The sequence below is a fragment of the Streptomyces sp. NPDC029041 genome (assembly GCF_040637515.1).
In the GTDB taxonomy this organism is placed as follows: domain Bacteria; phylum Actinomycetota; class Actinomycetes; order Streptomycetales; family Streptomycetaceae; genus Streptomyces.
Window position 1 is genome coordinate 190,404 of sequence record NZ_JBEZWO010000006.1, and the last position, 21,618, is coordinate 212,021.

Below are 21,618 nucleotides of genomic sequence, written 5' to 3' on the forward strand. Positions count from 1 at the left end.
AGCCGAGGTGAGAGCCTCGACACCCCTCTTCGTTCGACGGGCCGAACAGATCATCACGATGCGGCAGCATCAACTCACGGCACGTCGCCGCTCACTTGACGACCGGTGGTCACACACGGTTGGCTCCGGGCCAGCGAGAGTCATCCGACCGGTGCGTCTTTGCGGCCCCGTCTGCGCTCTCACCCTGCTCTTGCTCGGCCGCACAGCGAGGTCCACCCCCCATGAACACTGCTTGCCCGCCTCACACCTCCGGCAGAGGCATCCGTGTCGCGGCCCTGCTGTCCGTCCTGTGTCTGCTGGTGTCGGGCTGCTCCGTCCTGGGCGTGACCGACGACGCGGCGGGCGGGGACGCCGCGGGCGGACCGGGCGGCGGGATGAAGGTCGCCCTGATCACTCACGGCGGCAAGGGTGACGCCTTCTGGGACCTGGTGCGCAGGGGCGCCGAGACGGCTGCCGCCAAGGACGGCGTCGACCTGACGTACGCGGGCGACGCCGACCCGGCCGCGCAGGCCGGGCTGGTGCGGGACGCGGTCCGCGACAAGGTCGACGGCATCGCGGTGACACTGGCCAAGCCGGCGGCGATGCGGGGCCCGATCGCCCGGGCCAGGGCGGCCGGCATCCCCGTCGTCGGGCTCAACTCCGGCATCGACGCCTGGCGGCCCGCGGGCCTGCTGGAGTACTTCGGCCAGGACGAGTCCGTCGCGGGCCGGGCCGTCGGCGACAAACTGGACGACGTCAGGGCACGGCACGCCCTGTGCGTGGTGCACGAGCGGGGCAACGTCGCGCTCGAGGCGCGCTGCGCCGGAATGCGCAAGACGTTCCGCGGCGACACCGACAACCTGTACGTGGACGGCAGCGACATGAAGGCGGTGACCGCCACGATCGCCGCCCGGCTGCGGCAGGACGCGAGCATCGACGAGGTCGTCGCCCTGGGCGCCCAGTACGGGCTCGGCGCCGTCGAGGCCGTGCGGCGGAGCGGCAGCCGGGCCAAGGTCGCCACCTTCGACCTCAACAGGAACGTGGTCGAGGCGGTGAAGAGCGGTGAGGTGCAGTTCGCCGTGGACCAGCAGCCCTATCTGCAGGGCTACCTGGCGGTGGACGCCCTGTGGCTGTACCGGACCAACGGCAACGTCAGCGGCGGCGGGACGGCGCCGGTGCTCACCGGCCCCGCGTTCGTGACCAGGTCGAACGTGTCCGCTGTGGCACGGTTCGCGGCAGCCGGGACCCGGTGACCGGGCGTGTGTTGTGACGGTGTCGCCAAAGATTCGGTCAGGCCCGGCCCACATGCCCACTTGTACGGATAACATCCTGCGCATTCCATGTGCCGCGCCCGGGACGGCACCACCCTCGCGCCCGTCCCCCACCTCCCCCGACCGCTCCCCCTCCTCCCCGTTCCTCAGCTCCCGCTGATCGCCCTAGGACGACGATGCCTCGACGGACAGGTGCCCGGCGCCGCCTCGGTTCCATACGCCTCTCCCTGGTGTTCCTGGCCCTCGTGCCCAGCGTCACCCTCGCCGCGATGTGGGGCGTGACGACGATCCAGATGTTCTCGGAGGGCCTCAGGCTGCGCGACCAGACGGAGCTCAGCCGTTCGACCGGCGCCATGGGCACCGACGCGACGCTCGCCCTGCAACGGGAGCGCAGCCTGTCGGCCGCCTGGCTGTCCTCCGCGAAGGGCTCCCGGGCGGCCCTCGACGCCCAGCGCGAGGAGACCGACACGGCGGTGGCCAAACTGGTCGGGCAGGCGGACGCGATCGAGAAGGCGCCCGCGCGGATCTCCGACCGGCTGTACTCGGTGCTGGGCTCGGTGGGCAGCCTGGAGTACTACCGGGACCAGGTGGACCACCCGACCGACATCACCGCGCAGCAGGCGCTGGACCAGTACTCGTCGATCATCGACGACCAGATCCACGCCTTCCAGGAGCTGTCCCAGGTCGACGACGGCGACCTCACCTCGCAGGCCGGCCCGCTGATCGGTCTGGAGCACGCGGCGGAGCTGGTCTCCCGGGAGGACGCGCAGCTGACCCTCGCCTGGCCGACCGGACACCTGGACGACAAGACGTGGACGCAGTTCACGGAAATGGTGAACACGCGGCGCTGGCTGGTCCAGGACCAGGTCATGCCGCAGCTGACGGGCGGCGCCAAGACACAGACCGAGCGGATCCTGGCGAGCCGGGACTGGCAGACGCTGCAGTCCGTCGAGGACCGGGTGCTGGCCTCGCGCAACACGAGCGGCAGCGCCGACCGGATCGCCCTGCCGGACGCGCAGAAGCAGTGGTCCGCCGCCATGGAGAGGCTGTCCGAGCAGTACACGTCCCTCATCCAGCAGCAGACGGCGAGCCTGCTGCAGCGCAGCGCCGACAAAGCGGACGCCCTCCTGCTCAAAGCGGCCCTGCTGAGCGCCGGCGGGCTGCTCGCTCTGCTGCTGTGCGTCGGCATGTCGTGGCGGATCACCCGCTCGCTTTCCCGGCGGCTGCGCGGCCTGCGCCGCGCCGCCGTGGACCTCGCGCAGGAACGGCTGCCCGACGTCGTGGCCCGGCTGGAGCGGGGCGAGACGGTCGACCCGGAGTCGGCGACCACCCCCCTGGACTACGGACACGACGAACTCGGCCAGGTCGCACGGGCGTTCAACACCGCCCAGCGCACGGCCGTGCACACCGCCGTCGAACTCGCCGACACCCGGCGCGGCTTCCAGAAGATCATCCTGGGTATCGCGCGGCAGAGCCAGAACCTGGTCAACCTCCAGCTGAGCAAGCTCGACACGCTGGAGCGCGAGCACACCGACCCCGACATCCTCAAGGGTCTGTACGAACTGGACTCCACGGCCAGCCAGTTGCGCCGGTACGAGGAGAACCTGGTCATCGTCAGCGGCGAACGGCCCGGCCGCAGCTGGAGCGAGCCGGTGGCGCTGATGGACATCCTGCGCAGCGCGGTCGGTGAGGTCGCCGAGTACCAGCGGGTGGAGGTGCTCACCGAGGAGGAGGTGTGCGTCGCCCCGCCCGCGGTCGCCGACGTCATCCATCTGCTGGCCGAGCTCATCGACAACGCGACCGCGTACTCCCCCGCCCCGAGCTCCGTCACGGTGCGGGCCCAGATGGTGGCCAAGGGCCTGGCCGTCGAGATCGAGGACCGGGGCCTCGGCATGTCGGAGGAGGACTACGCGTCCTTCAACGAACAGCTGGCGGTGCCCCCGCAGTTCGACGTGGTCGCGCTCGCCGACGACCTGCGCCTCGGCATGTTCGTGATCGGCCGGCTGGCGCACCGGCATGGCATCGCCGTCACCCTGCGCTCGTCGCCCTACGGCGGGACCACGGCGATCGTGCTGATCCCGCACGAGATCGTGGTGGGCGAGCCGGCGGAGGACGCGGTGCCCGAGCAGCGGGCCGCCGCCGGAACCGGCCCGGACGGACCCGCGGCCCCGGCCGGCCCGAGAGGAACGGTCGGCGGAGCGAAGGACGGCGGCGCCCCGGAGGACGGGCCGGGAGCCGCGGACGGACGGGGCGCGAGGGACGCCGAGCCGAGCGGGGCACCGCAACGCGCCGGGACACCGGCGGGAACCGCGAGCGCCGCCGTGGCCGTTCGCGCGCTCAGACCCCTCGTCACGGCCCGCACCGCCTCCGCCGCCCCGTCCGCCGGCCGTGAGGTCCTCCCCCGCCGGGACGGTCTCGCCCCGCTGCCCCGCAGGGTGCCGCAGACCAGCCTGGTGGAGGAGCTGCGCGAGGAGGCCGCACCGGCCGCCGACGACGGCGCCCTCGACGACTTCACCGCGGAGGCCGCCGCGTCCTCCTTGGCCGGCTTCCAGCGCGGCACGCTCCGGGCCCGTGACGACGACACCGAGCCGCCCCACCCCGACGAGACGGCCGTGGTGCCCCGGCAGGCCGCCGCCGATCCCGTCGCCCCGACTCCGCCCGCCGACCGCTGACGAAGGACACCCCCATGACACGCCCCATCCCCGCCACGCACACCCAGCTCGACCAGCTGCTGACCGGACTCGTGGAGCGGGTCGCCGACGTGAACCAGGCCGTGGTGCTCTCCGAGGACGGCCTGGTGGTCAGCAAGTCCACCGGATTCCTGCGCGACGACGCCGAGCGGCTCGCGGCGACCGCGTCCGGGCTGATGAGCCTCAGCAAGGGCGTCAGCATGGACTTCCGGGGCGGTCCGGTGCGCCAGGCGCTCATCGAGATGGCCAACAGCTATCTGATCCTGACCTCTGCCGGCCCCGGCGCGCATCTGGTCGTGCTGACCGGCCCGGGCGCGGACGTCGGGGTGGTGGCGTATCAGATGAACATGCTGGTGAAGAAGATCGGCGAGCACCTCAGCGCGGCACCCCGGGGCATGGCCGGCCCCGTCGTCGATCCCGGCGTGTGAGGTGGACGTAGGTGATCCGGCGGGCCGGCTGGTCAGGCCGTTCGCTCTGACCGGTGGCCGGACCCGGCCCAGCCGCGCCGACTTCACGCTCATCTCGACGGTCGCGGCGGTCGATCCGCCACCCGACACGGCGACGGCGGCCCGCTGCCAGCCCGAGCACACCCGGATCCTGCGGCTGTGTGCCGAGCCGCTCGCCGTGGCGGAGCTGGCCGCCCGGCTCGACCTGCCGGTGAGCGTGGTCGTCATCCTGCTGTGCGACCTGCTGGAGGCGGGCCGGATCACCGTCCGCCCGCCGCGCCTCGTCTCCCGAACCTCCCCGGACCTGGACCTGCTGCAGAAAGTGAGGGACGGCCTTGGCCGGCTCTGACCTTGCCCCTGACGCGCCTTCGGCACCCGACACGGTCAAGATCCTCATCGCCGGGGGCTTCGGCGTCGGCAAGACCACCCTGGTCGGGTCCGTCAGCGAGATCGTCCCGCTGCGCACCGAGGAGCCCCTGACCATGGCCGGTCTGGGCATCGACGACCTCGACGGCATCGAGGAGAAGCGGGCCACCACGGTGGCTCTGGACTTCGGCCGGATCACCCTCAGCCGGAAACTGGTGCTGTACCTGTTCGGTACGCCGGGACAGCAGCGGTTCTGGTTCATGTGGAACGACCTGGCGCTCGGCGCGCTGGGGGCCGTGGTCCTGATCGACGTGCGCCGGCCCGAGTCCAGCTTCGCCGCGATCGACTTCTTCGAGCGCCGGGGCATTCCGTTCGTCGTCGGTGTCAACGGCTTCCACGGCGAACACCCGTACCCGCCCGAGGAGATCAGGGAAGCGCTGGCGGTGCCCGATCACGTCCGGGTGCTGTTGTGCGACGCGCGGGACCGCGAGTCGTGCCGGGACGTGCTGATCGCGCTGATCGACCAGTTGATCGCGTCGGCGGTGCAGGCGTAGCGGCCGGCCCGGGCGGTCGCGTGCCCGGGCCGGTGAGACGTCAGTGCGTCAGCTCAGGCCCGCCGACTTCAGCCACGCCGTCGCCACGTCCAGCGGGTCCTTCTTCTCCAGCTGCACCTGCGCGTCCAGCTCCAGGAGCGTCTTGGTGTCCAGCTTCGCGGAGACCGCGTCGAGCGCGTCGACGCCCTTCTGGGAGAGGCCGTCCTTGTGGACCAGCGGGGTGACGTTGGCGAACCCGAAGAGGTTCTCCGGGTCCTTCAGGACGACGAACTTCTCCTTCACGATGGTCGGGTCCGTGGTGAAGATGTCCGCGGCCTGGATGGTGTTCTTGGCCAGGGCCGCCTGGGTCAGCGGGCCGCCCGCGTCGAGCGCCTTGAAGGACTTGAACTCCAGGCCGTACACGGACTTCAGGCCCTTCAGTCCCTGCTGCCGGGTCTGGAACTCGGGCGAACCGCCGATCACCAGGTCCGGGGCGGCGTCCTTGAGGTCCGCGAGGGTGGAGGAGGAGGTGAGCTTGTACTTCCGGGCCGTCTCGGCGTTCACGGTGACCGAGTCCTTGTCCTCGGCCGGCGACGACTGAAGCAGCGTCAGCCTCTTGTCCAGCTTGGCCTTGACGGCCTCGTTCACCGCCTCGGGTGACTTCTGCTCGGCCTTGGGATCCAGGTAGGCCAGCAGCGAGCCGTTGTACTCGGGCAGCACGGTGACGGAGCCGTTCTTCATCAGCCCGTACGACGTCTCCCGGCTGCCGATGTTGTGCTTGTAGGTGACCTCGACGCCCTTGGCCTTGAGCGCTTCGCCGTAGATGTCGGCGAGCAGGGTGCTCTCGGCGAAGTTGTTGGAGCCGACGACGACGGTGCCGGCCTTCGCCTTCTCGCCCTCGAGGGGGTTGTCGGAGGAGTCGCCGGACGAACAGCCCGCGAGGAGCGCCGCAGCGGCGGTGAGCGCGACGGCCGCCGCGCTGGTGTGCCTCGTCCTGGACCTGCTGCTCTTCGCGGTGAAAGTCATTCACCGATCCAATCCAGCCGCTTAGTGATCAGTCAAGAACGCCCTGGTCACGGTTTGTTACAGACCGGACCATCAACGCCGGCGCACCCCCGGTGACACGGCCACCCGGCCCGCCGCCCAGAACAGCGCCAGCGTGACGAGGGCCAGGGCGGCCACCAGGGTGGCGCCGCCGACGACCTTCTCGTAGTCGCGCTGGTAGAGCCCGTCGACGATGTAACGGCCGAGGCCGCCCAGGCTGACGTAGGCGGCGATGGTGGCCGTCGACACGATCTGGATGGCCGCCGAGCGCAGACCGCTCAGGATCAGCGGCAGCGCGACCGGCAGTTCGACCTGGAACAGGATCCGCGACTCGTGCATGCCCATGCCGCGGGCGGCGTCCACCGGGGACGGGTCGACGGTGCGCACCGCCTCGTAGGTGGTCACCAGGATCGGCGGCACGGCGAGGACGACCAGGGGGATCATCACGGGCAGCAGGCCGAAGCCCATCACGATGACGATCAGCACCAGCAGCCCGAAACTGGGCAGCGCGCGGGCCGCGGTGGCGATGAAGGCGAGGGCGTTGCCGCCCCGCCCGGTGTGCCCGGTCAGCAGCCCGACGGGCAGGCCGATCGCGGCGGCGAGGGCCAGGGCGAGCAGGGAGTACTGGACGTGCTCCAGCAGGCGCTGCGGGATGCCGTCGTAGCCGTGCCAGTGGGCGCTGTCGCTGAAGAAGGCGTTGACGAAGTTCAGTACGTTCACCGGGTCACGTCCTGGGGGGCGGGCAGGGGCTGCCGCCCTGTGGTCTTCGGGCGCCTGCGTGCGCCGCTCGGCATCCACGGGGTCAGCGCGACGCGCAGCAGCACCAGCAGGGCGTCGCACAGGATGGCCAGGACGGCCGTGGTGATCACGGAGTTGACGGCCAGTTCGGGACGGTCGTACTTCTGCGCGTCGGCGAGGAGGTTGCCGAGGGCACCCTGGTTGCCGATGAGGGTGCCGACGCTCACCAGGGAGATGCTGGAGACGGTGGCGACCCGGAGCCCGGCGACGATGGCGGGCACGGCGATCGGCAACTGCACCTGCGCATAGCGGCGTACGGGGCCGAAGCCCATGGCGGTGGCCGCGGCCAGGGTCTCCTGGGGCACGGACCGCACCCCGTCGACGATGGCCGGGACGAGCACCACGAGGCTGTACACGGCCAGCGGGATCATCACGGTCAGCTCGGTCTGGCCGGTGTAGTCGATGAGGACGACGAAGAAGGCCAGCGACGGGACGGCGTAGAGGATGGTGGTGGCGCCGAGCACCGGCGGGTACAGCCAGCGGAAGCGGACGCAGAGCTGGGCGAGCGGCAGGGCGAGCAGCAGGCCGGCCAGGACGGGCAGCAGGGCCTCGCGCAGATGGAGCCCGATCAGGCCGGCGTAACTGTGCTGGAGGTCGCTCGGGATGTCGAAGAAACCGTCGAGGAAGCCGTTCACGACGCGACCTCGGCCACGTCGGCGTGGCCTGCGGCGTGGGCGCTGCGGATCGCCTCGCCGATGGTCGCCTGCGCGACCACGCCGGTCACCCGCCCGGCGTCGTCCACGGCGACGGCCCAGCCGGCCGGGGAGAGGACGGCGCAGTCGAGGGCGGCGCGCAGGGAGTCGGTGCCGGGGGCGAACGGCCGTCCGTGCGGGACGAGCCGGTCGGGCCTGATGTCACCGGCCGTCAGGTCGCCCCGCTCACCCCAGCCGAGGGGCTTCCCCTCGGCGTCGGTGACCAGCAGCCAGGGGGCGTCGGCGGCGGCGATCCGCTCGGCGGTGGCGTCCACCGGGATCACCGGGCCGGTGGTCAGCGGGAGTTCGGCGGAGGGGAAGAACGACAGCCGCCGGATGCCGCGGTCGGCCCCGAGGAAGTCCTCGACGAAGGAGTCGGCGGGGTGGGACAGCAGCTCGGCGGGGGGAGCGTACTGGGCGAGGTGACCGCCCTCGCGCATCACGGCGACCATCGTGCCGAGTTTGATCGCCTCGTCGATGTCATGGGTGACGAAGACGATGGTCTTGCCCAACTCGTCCTGGATGCGGAGCAGTTCGTCCTGGAGGCCCTTGCGCACAACCGGGTCGACCGCGGAGAACGGCTCGTCCATGAGCAGCACCGGCGGGTCGGCGGCGAGCGCCCGGGCCACGCCGACGCGCTGCTGCTGGCCGCCGGACAGCTGGTACGGGTACCGCCGGGCGAGCGCGGCGTCGAGGCCCACGCGTTCCATCAGCTCCGCCGCCCGGGCCCGGGCCTTCTGTTTGCCCCAGCCGAGCAGGCGGGGCACGGTGGCGATGTTGTCGAGGATCGTGCGGTGCTGGAAGAGCCCGGCGTTCTGGATGACGTAACCCATGGAGCGGCGCAGGGTGGTGACGGGGCGGCGCTGGATGTCCTCGCCGTCGAGGAGGATCGTGCCCTCACTCGGTTCGACCATCCTGTTGATCATCCGCAGGGTGGTCGTCTTGCCGCAGCCCGAGGGTCCGACCAGGACCGTGATCGAGCGGTCGGGTATCTCCAGGGAGAGCCGGTCGACAGCCACCGTGCCGTCCGGATACCGCTTGGTGACTGATTCGATCCGTATCAAGGCGCCGGAGCCCTTCGGTTGGCGGAAGCGTTGGCCAGGGTCGTACGGGCTGTTTCCGGACGAGTCTAGAGGGCGCCTGTCACCGGTCCGCGGGGCGTACGTCCCGCACGGGCAGGCGCACGGTGAACACGGTCGCTCCCGGTGCGCTGTTCAGCTCGATGCGGCCGCCGTGGGCACGCACCAGTGACTGGGCGACCGCGAGGCCGAGGCCGCTGCCGCCGCGGTCGCGGCTGCGGGCCTTGTCGACGCGGTAGAAGCGGTCGAAGACACGGGCCCGGTCCTCGGGCGGGATGCCCGGACCGGTGTCGGCGACCCGGACCTCGGCCGCGCCGGGCACGAGGGCGACCTCCAGCGACACCTTCGTCCCGGCGGGGGTGTGCACGGCGGCGTTGGTCAGGAGGTTGTCGACGACCTGCCGGATGCGCAGCGGGTCCATCGGCAGCGTCACCGGGCCCGGACCCGCCAGGACGGTCAGCGGGTGATCGGGGCGGGCCGCGCGGAAGGCGTCCGCGGCCTGCCCCACCAGCTCCGTCAGGTCGGCCTCCTGCACGCGCAGCGGTGTCTCCACCTCCGCGGCGTCCAGCCGGGCGAGCAGCAGCAGGTCGTCCAGGAGGACGCCCATGCGGGCGGCCTCGGCGCGCAACCGGGCCAGGTGCCGGTCGCGTTCCTCGGGGGCGTTGGCGGCGGCGTATTGGAAGAGGTCGGCGTAACCGCGCACCGACATCAGCGGGGTGCGCAGCTCGTGCGAGGCGTCGGCGACGAAGCGGCGCAGCCGCTGCTCGGCCTCGGCTCGCACGGCGAGGGAGTCGTCGATGTGCTCCAGCATCGTGTTGAAGGCGGTGCGCAGTTCGTCCACCTCGGGGCCGCCGTCCCGGCCGTCGGCGCGCAGCGGGAGCCGGGCCGCCGACTCGGTCAGGTCGTGCGAGGCGATGCCGTGCGCGGTGGACGCCATGTCGCTGAGCGGTTTCAGACCGCGGCGCAGCATGCGGCGGCCGAAGACGACCAGCGCGAGCAGGGCGAGGGCGAAGGTGACGACCTGCATCGTGATCAGCTGCCCGACGGTGTCCTCGATGTCCTCCAGGGGAGCGGCGCTGACCAGGACCACCCCCGGTTTCACCTGACAGGCGCGCAGCCGGTAGGAGCCCGCGCCCCTGAGGTGCTCGGTGCGCAGCAGTTCGGTGTGCGCGGCGGTCTGCGCCCGGGCCAGGGAGGTGAAGTCGTCGACGTCCTTCGGCAGGTCGGCCGGGTCCTCCGGCCTGCGCAGCTCGGGCGTGCCGTTCTTCACGTCGTACACGGCGTAGAACCAGCTGTAGTACTTCTTGCCCGAGAGAGTGCCGTAGTCGGCGATGCTCTTGGACTGGGCGATCTGGGCCTGGCCGAGCTGGGTGTCGAGCTGGGCCGACAGATAGTCCCGCATGTACGTGGTCAGGGCGGTGCCGACGACGGCGAACACGACCAGGGACAGGGCGCCGAGGCCGAGGGCCAGTCGGGTGCCGAGCCGCATGCGGGGGTAGGCCCGGCGCAGCCGGGCGATCACTCGGCGGCCTGGCGCAGCACGTACCCGAACCCGCGCACGGTGTGGATGAGCGGCGAGCCGCCCTCGTCGGTCTCGTCGAGCTTGCGGCGCAGCCGGCTGACGACCAGCTCGACGACGTTGGAGCGGCCGCCGAAGCCGTACTCCCACACGTGGTCGAGGATCTGCGCCTTGGTCAGCACGGTGGGCGACTTGCGCATGAGGTAGCGCAGCACCTCGTACTCGGTTGGGGTCAGCGACAGCAGCCGCTCGCCGCGCCGGACCTCCCGGGTGTCCTCGTCCATGGTCAGGTCGCCGACCTGGAGCACGGACCGCTGGAAGGCGGGCCCGGCGCTGCGCCGCAGCACGGTCCGCAGCCGGGCCATCAGCTCCTCCACGGCGAACGGCTTGACCAGGTAGTCGTCCCCGCCCCGGGTCAGGCCGGCGACCCGGTCGGCGACACCGTCGCGGGCGGTGAGGAACACCACCGGCACCATCGCGCCGGAGGCGCGCAGCCGGTCCAGGACGCCGAAGCCGTCCACGCCGGGCAGCATCAGGTCGAGCACCACGATGTCCGGGTGGAACTCGGCGGCCCGCCGCAGGGCGTCCTCGCCGGTGTACGCCGTGACCGCCTCCCAGCCCTCGTAGCGGGCGACGGTCGCGACGAGGTCGGCGATGGGCGGGTCGTCGTCGACGACGAGAAGTCGTACTTTCTCCACGCGCTCATAGTGCTGCACGGGCCGGGCGCCGCCATAGCCGCGTGCCCTCCCGCCGCGGGATCGATAGAGACTTGAAAGTCGAGCGACAGCTTCCCGACAGCTCCTCCGCGCCAAGCTCGGTGTCCCAGGAGCCGATCAAGGAGCTGCCGACCGTGACGACCCTCCGACCATCTCCCGTGGCGGCGACCCGCCCCGGTGTGCGCCCCAGAGTGGTGGGCCGCGCCGGACTGTACGCGGTGCTGCTGGCGAACGCGGTCGTGGTGGCCGTGTTCTTCGCGCGGGCCGGTTTCGCCTCGAACGCGCTGATCGTGCTGGGCCGGCTGACCGGGCTGTACGCGGCGCTGCTGATGGCGTTCCAGCTGCTGGTGGTGGCGCGCCTGCCGTGGTTCGACCGGCGGATCGGCATGGACCGGCTGACGTCCTGGCACCGCTGGACGGGCTTCTCGGTGCTGTGGCTGCTGCTCGCGCACGCGGTGTTCATCGTCTTCGGCTACGCCGAGGCCTCGTCCCTGGACCCGGTGAACCAGCTGGTGGACCTCGCCGAGACGGTCGAGGGCGTGCTGCGGGCGATCGTCGCGCTGGCGCTCCTCCTGGTGGTCGGAGCGGTCTCGGCCCGGTACGCCCGGCGTCGGCTGGCCTACGAGACCTGGCACTTCATCCACCTGTACACCTACGTGGCGGTGGTGCTGGCGTTCACGCACCAGGTCGCGGCGGGGACGACGTTCGCCTCGTCGCCGGTGGCGACGGCGTACTGGTACGGCGTGTGGGGCGTGGCCCTGGCCTCAGTGTTCACCGGCCGGCTGGTGCTGCCGCTGTGGCGCAACCTGCGCCACCGGCTCCGGGTGACGGCCGTCGTCCCGGAGAACGACGACGTCGTCTCGGTCTACGTCACGGGCCGCGACCTGGACCGGCTGCCCGCGCGGGCGGGGCAGTTCTTCCTGTGGCGGTTCCTGACCAGGGACCGCTGGTGGCAGGCGAACCCGTTCTCCCTGTCGGCCGCCCCGGACGGCCGGACGCTGCGCCTGACCGTCAAGCGGGCCGGTGCCGGCAGCGCGGCCCTGCGGCATCTGAAGGTCGGCACGCGTGTCTTCGCCGAGGGTCCCTACGGCGCCTTCACCACCCTGCACCGCACCCGCCCCGACGCCGTGCTCATCGCGGGCGGCGTCGGTGTCACGCCGATCCGGGCCCTGCTGGAGGAACTGCACGGCCACGCGGTCGTGATCTACCGGGTGGCCACGGACCGGGACGCCGTCCTCTACGACGAGCTGCGCGATCTCGCGCTCGCCCGGGGCGCCGAACTGCACCTGGTCACCGGCCCGCCGGTGCCGGACCGGCTGGCGCCGCGGGAGCTGGCCCGGCTGGTGCCGGACATCGCCGAGCGGGACGTCTACCTGTGCGGCCCGCCGCCCATGATGAACGCGGTGCTCGGCAGCCTGCGCGAGCTGGGCGTGCCGACACCGCAGACCCACTTCGAACGCTTCAGCCTGGCCGGATGACGAGGAGAGATCCGTGAAGCGAGCCATACCCGTCCTCGTCCTGAGCGTCGCCGGTCTGATCCCGGTCTGGCGCTACGCGCCCTCGCACGACACCGGATCGTCGTCGGCCCCCGCGCAGGCGGCGGCACCGGCGTCCACCCCCTCGGCCTCCTCGTCGGGCGGCACCACGACCACCGTCGTGTCGGGGTCCCTCGTCGAGACCGAGAAGGGCCCGGTGCGCGTCGAGGTCACCTTCGACGGCGACAAGATCGCCTCGGTGCGGATGCTCCGGCAGCCGGACCACCCGCAGACCACGGCCGCGGTGCCGAAGCTGATCGAGGAGACGCTCCGGGCGCAGAGCGCCGACATCGACACGGTGTCCGGCGCGACGATCACCAGCGACGGCTACAAGGAGTCGCTCCAGGCCGCCATCGACGCGAGGGGCTGAGCAGGATGAGGGGGTTGCGGCGCGTCGAGCACGTCATGGGGTTCCCGGTGTCGGTCCGGATCGACGACGAGGACGTCCCCGAGGCGGCGGTGGACGCCCTGTTCGCCTGGCTGCGCGAGGCCGACGCGCGGTTCAGCCCGTTCCGCCCGGACAGCGAGGTGTCCCGGCTGGACCGGGGCGAGGTGCGCGAGCCCGGTCCGCAGCTGCGCGAGGTCCTGGACCTGTGCGAGGAGTACCGGATCGCCACCGCAGGCGCCTTCGACGTGCGCCTGCCCGGCCGCGGCCTGGACCCCTGCGCCGTGGTGAAGGGCTGGTCGGTGCAGCGGGGAGCGGAGCTGCTGTGGGCGGCGGGCGCGCGGCGCTTCTGCCTGAACGCCGGCGGCGATGTGATCGCCTCCGGCGGCCCCTGGCGTGTCGGCGTGCGCCACCCCGAACAGGCCGACCGGCTCTGCACGGTCCTGGACGTCACGGACCGGGCCGTGGCGACCTCCGCCCGCTACGAGCGCGGTGATCACATCCTCGACGGGCGCACCGGCCGCCCCGCGACCGGCCTGCTCAGTCTGACCGTGGTGGCCCCGACCCTGACCGAGGCGGACACGGTGGCGACGGCGGCCTTCGCCCTCGGCAGGGACGGCGTCGGGTGGGCGGCCGCCCGTGAGAGGTGCGAGGTGTTCGCGGTGGACGCGGACCGGCGGGTGCTGCACACGGCCGGATTTCCGGCGGCGGGGGCTGACGGGGCCGCGGCGGCGTGAGCCGGGTGGCGCCGGTCAGCCGCTGCCCGGCAGGTCCTCCAGGAAGCCCGCCGGCGGCACGAAGAACAGGCTGCCGGTGACGGCACGCGAGTAGTCCAGCAGCGGGTCGGGGCCCGAGCCCGGGCCGCCCAGGAACATCTTGCGCAGCATCGTCTCGGGTATGCCGGGCGTCGCGGCGTACGCCACGAAGTACGTGCCGAACTCGCCGTGCCCGGGCCTGCCGAAGGGCATCGCCGAGCGGAGGATCTTCAGCTCCGCGCCGTCCGGGCCGAGGACGGTGTTGACGTCCTTGTGCGAACCGGGGGCCTCGAGTTCCAGGTTGGTGAGCTTGGTGCGGCCGATCACCTTCTCCTGCGCCTCGACGGCGAGGGCGTCCCAGGCGTCCACGTCGTGCAGGTACTTCTGCACCAGGGCGTAACTGCCGCCCCGGAAACCGGGATCCTCCTCGCCGACCAGTGCCGCGTCAGCCGCGGCCTGCCCGACCGGGTTCTCGGTCCCGTCGACGAAGCCGAGCAGGTTGCGCGAGTCGAAGTAGGAGAAGGCCTGCGTCTCGTCCCGCACGGTGACCGCGCCGCGCAGCCGCCGCACCAGCTCGGCGGCGAGCGCGAAGCACAGGTCGGTGCGGGCGGCCCTGATGTGGAAGAACAGGTCCCCCGGGGTCGACGGCGCGTGGTGCCGGGACCCGGCCAGTTCGCGGAACGGGTGCAGTCCGGCGGGCCGCGGACCGTCGAACAGCCGTCCCCACGCCCGGGATCCGACCCCGGCGACGCAGCCGAGGCCGCCGTCGGGGCTGGGGAAGCCCACGGAGCGCACCAGGCCCGCGAGCGAGCCCAGCACCTCCCGGACGGCGTCTTCCCCGCCGGGTTCGATCGTCGCGACCAGGAACACCGCGACCGACGCCGGCGGGCTGAGCACCGGCTGCGGCAGCGTCTCGCCCGAGGGCAGCGGTGACGTCATGGCTTCCCATCCCTTCGCCCGGACGGCACGGCCCGCCCGCTCCCCCTCCGGGACGGCGCGGGCCACGCCCCTGACACGATGCCCAGCGAGCGGGCGGCGGGAACTCCCGGTTCGTCACGAGTGGGTGCGCGTCCCGCCCTCCCGCGGCACCGCTCCGTCCCGCGGCCCGGCCGGCACCGCGTCGCGGGACGGAGCGGTGACGGGCCGTCCGCCCGCTGCGGGACGTGCGCGCCGGGCGGCAGGGGGAGGGAATCGGCACCGGTGACGGGCAGCGGGTCGCGCAGGCTGCCGACCCCGTCGTACGTCACCCGGCGGCCCCGGCGAGCCGGCCCGGCCGTCGCCCGGCGCGGGACCGGACCTCCCTCGACTTCGTTCGTCACCCACTCGCACCCCACCGGCACCGGTTACTGTCGTAAGTCACCGAAGGCTGACGGGGGGTTGCCCATGGTGAAGGACGCTCGCACGCCGCCGGACTGCCCTGGGGGTCACGACGGCATGCCGGAGAGCGACGCCGGGCGCCACCTCCAGAACCAGCTCGAGATCCTCATCCAGGACTTCCGCAGGAGCACCGAACCGCCGATGCCGGTGTTCGTCGTCCACGCCCAGGAGGTCCGGGACGACGACGCGGTGGCCGGGCTGGTCCGGCAGCTGCACGCGGGCCAGGAGGCGCACGGCACGCGCTGCGCGGTGACGCAGGACACCTACGAGGGTGCCACGGAGGTGCGCCGGGCCGCGGCCCTGGTCCGGGCGTTGAGCGATCCGCGCAAGTGGGGCGGCCCGAAGGCGCTCTACCGGCGCTACGCGTTCCCGCGGCTGCGGCTGGTGCACGCCATCGACGACGCGGTCGCGGCGCTCGGCGACAGCTGGCCGGCGCCCGCCCCGGGCAGCCCCGAGGCCGGGCAGGACCAGCACAGGCGACTGCTGGACGAGCTGGCACAGCAGCGCTGGCGGCCGAAGAACACCGCCCGCTGGCGTTCCGGCCTGCCGCTGTTCGACATGGCGCACATCCTCCCGGCGAGTCTCGTGACCGTCCTCGCCGCGCTCCTGGCCCGCAGCGAGTGGTACGTCGCGGTCGGCGCCGGGCTCGTCTTCCTGCTGCTGCTGACCGTCCTCAACTACGTCCTGCCGGGCCGGGCCCCGATCTTCCTCTGGCTGCGCCGCGAGAGCCGCTGGTTCATGACCACGACGTTCCTGAGGGCGGCGGACCAGGAGGAGTCCACCGAGGTGTCACTGCTGCGGCCGGTCCGCTCCTGGAAGGCGATCGCGGCCCGGGCCTACGACGTGGCCGAGGCGCTCACGGCGGGCGGCGACTTCCACCTCCAGCTGTGCGTGCTGGCGCTGCGCGAGGACCTGCGGGACAACCACCGCCGCTGGAGCTGGGACCTGCGCGGCTTCAAACGGCCGCGTCCGCCGATGCTGTTCCTGCCGCACGCGGACGACCGCAACGGCGGCATCGAGCTGATCCGGGCCATCAGCGACGTCCGCAGCCGGCGCAGCGAGCTCGACCCGCTGCTCGTGGTGGCCGCGGTGCGCACGCACGACGTGCCGCGCCTGGAGCGCAGTGTCGTCCAGGCTCCGCCCGCCCCGGAGGCGACGCCGCCGACGTTCGGTGTCCGGCTGCGCACCTGGTACCAGGAGTGGGGCCGCAACCTGCGGGCCGAGCAGTCGCCCAGCCGGGAGCGGTCCGTCCTGCCGTGGGTGATGAAGATCCCGCTGCCGCACGACCAGCTGGGCCCGCTCGAGGAGGGCCGCCATCATCTGCGGGCCTCCTCCCGGCCGACGCTCGCCCGGCTGGTGTGGGCCCTGCACACGCTGGTCCTGGTCATCGCCCTGCTCACCACGGCCACCGTCATGAGGGCCGACGCCCTGCACGACCGGTACTGCTCGGCGTCCGTGCTGACCGCCAACCGGGACACCCGGCGCGAGCAGGGGCCCGACGGCCGCACGGAGTGCATCGGCATCGCGACGGACGAGGTCCGCTTCGCCGACTGGCTGCCCGCGCCCCCGGCCGACGACGACGTCAAGGCGCTCACGGCCGACGACGACCCGCCCTGGACGGTGGCCGACCTGGAGGACCGCATCGCCCGGCAGAACACGGACGTCGTCGCCCGTCACACGGGCAAGTTCGTCACCGTCGTCTACGCGGGGCCGCTGAGCGCCGACCGCTCGGCCGGTTCCTCCCTGGTGAAGGGCGCCGAGGAGCTGGCGGGCGTGTATCTGGCGCAGGCCGTCATCAACGAGAACTCCAGTGTGAAGCTGCGGGTCCTGATCGCCAACGGCGGCGTCGACCTGGGCCACCAGGAGGAGATGGCGGAGGCGATCGCCGCGTACGCCGCCCACGACCCGACGGTGGTGGGAGTCGTCGGCACCGGCCGCGACCTGAAGTCGAGCCGCGCGACGACCCGCACCCTGATGCGGGCCGGCCTGCCGGTCGTCTCCGGCACGAACTCCGCGACGTATCTGCCCCGCGAGTTCGCCAACTGGTTCAGCCTGGCCGCCACGGACGAGTGGCAGACCAAACAACTCGGCCTGATCGCCGCCCAGTTGCGCACACCCGGCCGTCGGCAGTACGCCCTCGTCCTGGCCCGCGACACGGCGAGGACCGACGACCTCTACACCGACGAGCAGGCGCGCTACGGCCAGCGGATGCTGCGACGCCAAGGCTTCACCCAGCTCGAGCAGCGGCGCTACACCCTCAGCGGCGGCAAGCCCGAACTCCGCTCGCACGCCCAGGAGATCTGCCGGGGCGGCCGGGTCCCGTCCGTGATCTACTTCGCGGGCCGGGTGGAGGACATCGACCCCCTGATGACCCAGCTGGGCACCGAGCCGGGCTGCGCCGGCAAACCCCTGGCCATCCTCACCGGCGACGACCTGTCCAAGGCCGACTTCGCCGGCGGCGGCCACTCCGTCGCGCCGGAGGTCACGCTGTACCACGCGGCCCTGGCGGAGCTGGAGAAGGCCTCCACCACGACGGCCTTCTACCAGGACGCCGCCCAGCACCTGCCGGGGCTGCGGGGTCACCGCCCGCGCGCCGACAGCCCGGCCCTGGCCAGCGGCCAGACCGCCCTCGCCCATGACGCGACCCGCGCCCTGTTCTGGGCGGCCACCCGCGGCGACCGGCCGCAGAGCCGCGCCTCGACCTGGGTGAACCTGCGCAGCGTCAAGATCGAGGGCATGGCCACCGGCACCATCGACTTCACCGGCGCCCCGCTCTACGGCGACCGCAGCGGCCACAGCATCGTCCTCAAGGAGGTCAGCCGCGTCGCCGACGGCACGTCCGAGACGCGGGTGCTGTGCAGACGCACCGCGGGGGACACCAAGCGCCTCACCCAGCAGGAGTGCCGGATCCGCTGAAGCCGGCCTCAGCCCCGCTCGGGGGCCAGCCGCAGCGCGATCGAGTTGATGCAGTACCGCTGGTCGGTGGGCGTGGGATACCCCTCGCCCTCGAAGACGTGCCCGAGGTGCGAGCCGCAGCGTGCGCAGCGCACCTCGGTGCGCACCATGCCGTGCGAGCGGTCCTCGATCAGCTCCACGGCGTCGCTGTCCTTCGGGTCGAAGAAGGACGGCCAGCCGCAGTGCGACTCGAACTTGGTGTCCGAGGTGAACAGGTCCGCTCCACAGGCGCGGCACGAGTAGACGCCCGGGGTCTTGGTGTCGGTGTACTCACCGGTGAAGGCGGGTTCCGTGGCCGCCTGGCGCAGCACCGCGTACTCGCCCGGGCTCAGCTCCACGCGCCACTGCTCGTCCGGCTTCTCCACGTCGTACGGCATGAGCCTCCAGCCCCTCAGTTCGACAGACGGTCCAGGATGTGCGGGCCGAGGTCGGTGACGTCGCCCGCTCCCATGGTGAGAACGAGATCCCCGGGCTTCGCCATTCCCGCCACGACCGACGGGACGTCGGCCTTGTCGTGCAGCGGCGTCACGTCCGCGCCCGCGGCCCGGGCCGCCTCGACGATCAGCTCGCTCGTGATACCCGGGATCGGGTCCTCGCGCGCCGGATAGATGTCCAGCACGACGGAGGCGTCCGCGAGGGCCAGGGACCGGCCCATCTCCTTGCCGAGCTCCTGGGTCCTGGAGAAGAGGTGCGGCTGGAAGACGACCAGGATCCGGGCGTCCCCGGCCGCCGCGCGCATGGCCTCCAGGTCGGCGGTCATCTCGGTGGGGTGGTGTGCGTAGGAGTCGATGACCTGGACGCCCGCGGCCTCACCCTTCAGCTGGAGCCGCCGCTTCACGCCCGTGTACGCGGCGATCGCCGGGGCCAGCTCGGCCGCCGGGACACCGAGGGCCGCACCGGCCGCCAGCGCGGCGACGGCGTTGTGCGCGTAGTGCCGGCCGGGGACGGAGACCGTGAAGGTCAGCTCCTCGCCCTCCAGCACCACGGTGACCTCGCTCTTCAGCCCCTGTGGCACGACCGACAGGATGCGCACGCCGGCGTCCTCGGACTCGCCGTAGGTCACCACGCGCACACCGCGCCCGGCGACACGGCGGGTCAGCTCCCGCGCGCCCTCGTGGTCGGCGGCGATCACCAGCGTGCCGCCCTTGGTGATCCGGTCCACGAACGTCTCGAACGACGCGTAGATCTCGTCCATCGACGCGTAGTTGGCGTGGTGGTCGAGTTCGACGTTGAGGACGATCGCGACCTCGGGGGCGTACTTGTGGAAGCTGCGGTCCGATTCGTCCGCCTCGGCGACGAAGATCTCGCCCTCGCCGTGCAGCGCGTTGGAGCCGGGGGCGTCCAGGTCCCCGCCGATCGCGTACGAGGGCTTCAGGCCCAGCTCGCTCAGCGACACGGCCAGCATCGACGTCGTGGTCGTCTTGCCGTGCGTACCGGCGACGGCGATCGGCCGCAGCCCGTCCATCAGCGCCGCGAGCGCGTCGGACCGGTGCACGACGGGGATGCCGAGCTCGGCCGCGCGGGCCAGCTCGGGATTGTCCTGCCGGATCGCGGACGACACGACCACACAGCTGGCGTCGTCGGCGAGATGCTCCGCGGCGTGCCCGATGTGCACGGTCGCACCGAGCGCACGCAGCGCCTCGGCCGTGGCCGACTCCTTGGCGTCACTGCCCGCCACGACGGCCCCGCGCTGGGCGAGGATCTTCGCGATCCCGGACATCCCGGCCCCACCGATCCCGATGAAGTGCGGTCGGTCCATGGCGGGAGGAAGGCCGGCTGCCATGCGTGTCTCCAAGTTCGGGGTGCGAGAGTGAGCAGCCCCAGCCTATTTCAGGAGTGGGCAGGACTGGGCCAACCCCTCAGGGGCGCGGGGCGGTATCGATGTGCGGCTCCGCCGCGTGGGCGCGACCAGCCCCACACCACCCGCACCCGACCGACGTCAGAAAGCACCCCTACGCCTTGCTGTGCGAGAACAGCTTCAGCACCGGGACCCCCACCTTGTGCCGGGCCCGCGACGCCCAGTCCCGGTGGAAGAACTCCTCCACGTAGTGGGGATCGGTCAGCACGATGACCTCGTCCGCGCCGGCCTCCTCCACCAGGGACTTCAGCGCGTCCAGCGGATGGTCCTCGATCAGCCGCCCCTGCGCCGCACTGCCCGAGGCGCGCAGCGCGGCGAGGGACACCTCCAGCGCCCGCTGCCCCACGCTGAGCGCCTCCTCACCCTCCGGCGTCTCCCCTTCGCGGACGGCCTCGTCCAGTTCGCCGAGCGCCACGTCGTCGATGGCCCGCAGCAGGCGGTCCGCCTGCTCGCCCCGCGGCTGCAGCAGCACCTCGAAGGAGACCTGCTCCTCACCGTGCAAGGTGGTGACGAACTCCACGTCGGCCGACGTCAGCGCCTTCTCGATCATCAATACGCTGGTGAACACCAGGCGCCCCTTCTGCTCCGGGGGCCCAAGGCCCCACTTCGCCGCGGGCCGTGCCGGGCCCTGCGGAAACCATCCTGCACACAGGTACTGCCGGATCCAGTGTGCCCTCCGAAAACCAAACAGAACGGCATATTCCGTCGATGAACGGACCGACGGCGGGTCACCCCGCTTCGACGGCGTACCGGTCGGCCGGATTCCCCGGCCGCCGACACCTTGTACCCCGGGCCCGGCGTTTCAGTACGCGGTACGGTCGCGCCCGTACCGCGTGAACAGGAAGCCGTCCTCCTCCAGCATCGACACCAGCCCGAAGCGGTGCGGGACGGTGACCGCCGGCCCTCCGGCGATGCGCTGGGCCTCGCCCGCCGTGAGCATCGGAGAGACGGTCAGGCACAGCTCGTCGAGCACGCCGGCCGCGACCATCTGCCCGAGCAGTCGCGGGCCGCCCTCGGTCAGCAGCCGGGTGTGGCCGAGGTCGGCGAGGGCCCGGACGGCCAGGGCGGGGTCCACTCCGATGCCGTCCCCGGCGGTCACCACCCGGGCGCCCGCCTTCTCGGCGGCGGCGACGCGGTCCGCGGGGGCCGCCGCGCCCGTGAGGATCAGGGTGGGGACCAGGGGCGAGGTGAACAGCGGGAGCGAGAAGTCCAGGTCGAGACTGGCCGTGACCACCGCGATCGCGGGCGCGGGCCGCTGCCCGGCCGCCTCCCGCATGGCCGCGAAGTCCTCCCGTGCGCGTGCGGGCCGGTAGCCCTCCTTCCGCACCGTCTCCGCGCCGACGACCACGACGTCGGCCAGGGCCCGCAGCGTGCCGAAGATCCGCATGTCGGTCGCGCTGGAGATCGGCTGCGAACGGCCGTCGTGCTGGGCGGCCCCGTCCAGCGTGGACACCATGTTGGCGCGCAGCCACGGCACCGGCCCCCCGGGCCCGGGCTCCGGATAGGCGTACGCGGCGGCCAGCTCCTGAAGGCTCCACTCCCGCCCGGCGCCCTCACCGGAGGCGCCGTCCGGCGCCGGAGCTGCTGTTTCATCGGTCACAGGGAACAGACGTCGCATGC

The 21,618-nt window shown here is 72.4% G+C and carries 20 protein-coding genes; 9 read left to right on the forward strand and 11 right to left on the reverse strand.

Going from position 1 to position 21,618, the window contains the following annotated elements; all coding sequences use genetic code 11:
• Positions 1-221 precede the first annotated feature (221 nt).
• The 5 genes from AB0F04_RS17020 to AB0F04_RS17040 all read left to right on the forward strand — a co-directional run bounded on the left by AB0F04_RS17020 (position 222) and on the right by AB0F04_RS17040 (position 5,306).
• A complete protein-coding gene (locus AB0F04_RS17020) occupies positions 222-1,232 on the forward strand; it encodes a substrate-binding domain-containing protein (RefSeq protein ID WP_362042270.1) in 1,011 nt (336 codons plus the stop codon).
• 194 nt (positions 1,233-1,426) lie between these two features.
• Entirely contained in the window at positions 1,427-3,922 is a 2,496-nt protein-coding gene (locus tag AB0F04_RS17025; RefSeq protein WP_362042272.1) for a nitrate- and nitrite sensing domain-containing protein, read from the forward strand.
• Between the two features lie 14 nt (positions 3,923-3,936).
• Positions 3,937-4,368, forward strand: a complete 432-nt coding sequence (locus tag AB0F04_RS17030) for a roadblock/LC7 domain-containing protein (RefSeq protein WP_020271575.1) — start codon at positions 3,937-3,939, stop codon at positions 4,366-4,368.
• A 1-nt stretch (position 4,369) separates the two neighbouring features.
• Positions 4,370-4,735, forward strand: a complete 366-nt coding sequence (locus AB0F04_RS17035) for a DUF742 domain-containing protein (protein ID WP_362042275.1) — start codon at positions 4,370-4,372, stop codon at positions 4,733-4,735.
• Positions 4,722-5,306 carry an ATP/GTP-binding protein gene (locus AB0F04_RS17040; RefSeq protein WP_362042277.1) on the forward strand — a complete coding sequence of 195 codons (585 nt, stop codon included), beginning with the start codon at positions 4,722-4,724 and terminating at the stop codon, positions 5,304-5,306. The genes AB0F04_RS17035 and AB0F04_RS17040 overlap by 14 nt, the downstream gene beginning before the upstream one ends.
• Positions 5,307-5,354: 48 nt before the next feature.
• Here the strand turns inward: AB0F04_RS17040 and AB0F04_RS17045 are convergent, their stop codons facing one another.
• The 6 genes from AB0F04_RS17045 to AB0F04_RS17070 all read right to left on the reverse strand — a co-directional run bounded on the left by AB0F04_RS17045 (position 5,355) and on the right by AB0F04_RS17070 (position 11,115).
• Positions 5,355-6,311, reverse strand: coding sequence for an ABC transporter substrate-binding protein (locus tag AB0F04_RS17045; protein ID WP_362042279.1), 957 nt, complete (start codon positions 6,309-6,311; stop codon positions 5,355-5,357).
• A gap of 72 nt (positions 6,312-6,383) precedes the next feature.
• Entirely contained in the window at positions 6,384-7,049 is a 666-nt protein-coding gene (locus AB0F04_RS17050) for an ABC transporter permease (RefSeq protein ID WP_362042280.1), read from the reverse strand.
• Positions 7,046-7,762, reverse strand: coding sequence for an ABC transporter permease subunit (locus AB0F04_RS17055; protein ID WP_362042281.1), 717 nt, complete (start codon positions 7,760-7,762; stop codon positions 7,046-7,048). The genes AB0F04_RS17050 and AB0F04_RS17055 overlap by 4 nt, the downstream gene beginning before the upstream one ends.
• The gene (locus AB0F04_RS17060) at positions 7,759-8,883 is read right to left on the reverse strand and encodes an ABC transporter ATP-binding protein (RefSeq protein WP_362042283.1); all 1,125 of its coding nucleotides are present in this window, start codon (positions 8,881-8,883) and stop codon (positions 7,759-7,761) included. Before AB0F04_RS17060 ends, AB0F04_RS17055 begins: the two co-directional genes overlap by 4 nt.
• 79 nt (positions 8,884-8,962) lie before the next feature.
• A complete protein-coding gene (locus tag AB0F04_RS17065; RefSeq protein WP_362042285.1) occupies positions 8,963-10,420 on the reverse strand; it encodes a HAMP domain-containing sensor histidine kinase in 1,458 nt (485 codons plus the stop codon).
• Positions 10,417-11,115 (reverse strand): response regulator transcription factor, encoded by a 699-nt coding sequence (locus AB0F04_RS17070; RefSeq protein WP_362042287.1) that lies wholly within the window; start codon positions 11,113-11,115, stop codon positions 10,417-10,419. Before AB0F04_RS17070 ends, AB0F04_RS17065 begins: the two co-directional genes overlap by 4 nt.
• A gap of 209 nt (positions 11,116-11,324) precedes the next feature.
• On the opposite strand from AB0F04_RS17070, the gene AB0F04_RS17075 reads away from it, so the two are divergent.
• The 3 genes from AB0F04_RS17075 to AB0F04_RS17085 are packed head-to-tail and all read left to right on the forward strand — an operon-like array spanning position 11,325 to position 13,790.
• Complete coding sequence (locus AB0F04_RS17075; RefSeq protein WP_362042808.1) at positions 11,325-12,611, forward strand: ferredoxin reductase family protein; 1,287 nt, start codon at positions 11,325-11,327, stop codon at positions 12,609-12,611.
• Positions 12,612-12,624: 13 nt separating this feature from the next.
• The gene (locus AB0F04_RS17080) at positions 12,625-13,038 is read left to right on the forward strand and encodes an FMN-binding protein (RefSeq protein ID WP_362042289.1); all 414 of its coding nucleotides are present in this window, start codon (positions 12,625-12,627) and stop codon (positions 13,036-13,038) included.
• 14 nt (positions 13,039-13,052) lie between these two features.
• Positions 13,053-13,790 carry an FAD:protein FMN transferase gene (locus AB0F04_RS17085; protein ID WP_362042809.1) on the forward strand — a complete coding sequence of 246 codons (738 nt, stop codon included), beginning with the start codon at positions 13,053-13,055 and terminating at the stop codon, positions 13,788-13,790.
• Between the two features lie 15 nt (positions 13,791-13,805).
• Here the strand turns inward: AB0F04_RS17085 and AB0F04_RS17090 are convergent, their stop codons facing one another.
• Positions 13,806-14,747 carry a Dyp-type peroxidase gene (locus tag AB0F04_RS17090; protein ID WP_362042291.1) on the reverse strand — a complete coding sequence of 314 codons (942 nt, stop codon included), beginning with the start codon at positions 14,745-14,747 and terminating at the stop codon, positions 13,806-13,808.
• 444 nt (positions 14,748-15,191) lie between these two features.
• Here AB0F04_RS17090 and AB0F04_RS17095 point away from each other — a divergent pair, with 444 nt between their 5' ends.
• The gene (locus AB0F04_RS17095; protein WP_362042293.1) at positions 15,192-18,101 is read left to right on the forward strand and encodes an ABC transporter substrate-binding protein; all 2,910 of its coding nucleotides are present in this window, start codon (positions 15,192-15,194) and stop codon (positions 18,099-18,101) included.
• A gap of 8 nt (positions 18,102-18,109) precedes the next feature.
• Here the strand turns inward: AB0F04_RS17095 and msrB are convergent, their stop codons facing one another.
• From msrB to AB0F04_RS17115, 4 genes are all read right to left on the reverse strand, one after another.
• A complete protein-coding gene (gene msrB / locus AB0F04_RS17100) occupies positions 18,110-18,517 on the reverse strand; it encodes a peptide-methionine (R)-S-oxide reductase MsrB (RefSeq protein WP_362042295.1) in 408 nt (135 codons plus the stop codon).
• A 14-nt stretch (positions 18,518-18,531) separates the two neighbouring features.
• A complete protein-coding gene (murC, locus tag AB0F04_RS17105) occupies positions 18,532-19,923 on the reverse strand; it encodes a UDP-N-acetylmuramate--L-alanine ligase (RefSeq protein WP_362042297.1) in 1,392 nt (463 codons plus the stop codon).
• A 169-nt stretch (positions 19,924-20,092) separates the two neighbouring features.
• Complete coding sequence (locus tag AB0F04_RS17110; protein ID WP_362042299.1) at positions 20,093-20,566, reverse strand: indole-3-glycerol phosphate synthase; 474 nt, start codon at positions 20,564-20,566, stop codon at positions 20,093-20,095.
• A 234-nt stretch (positions 20,567-20,800) separates the two neighbouring features.
• Positions 20,801-21,616 (reverse strand): pyrimidine reductase family protein, encoded by an 816-nt coding sequence (locus AB0F04_RS17115; protein WP_362042301.1) that lies wholly within the window; start codon positions 21,614-21,616, stop codon positions 20,801-20,803.
• Between the last annotated feature and the right edge of the window lie 2 nt (positions 21,617-21,618).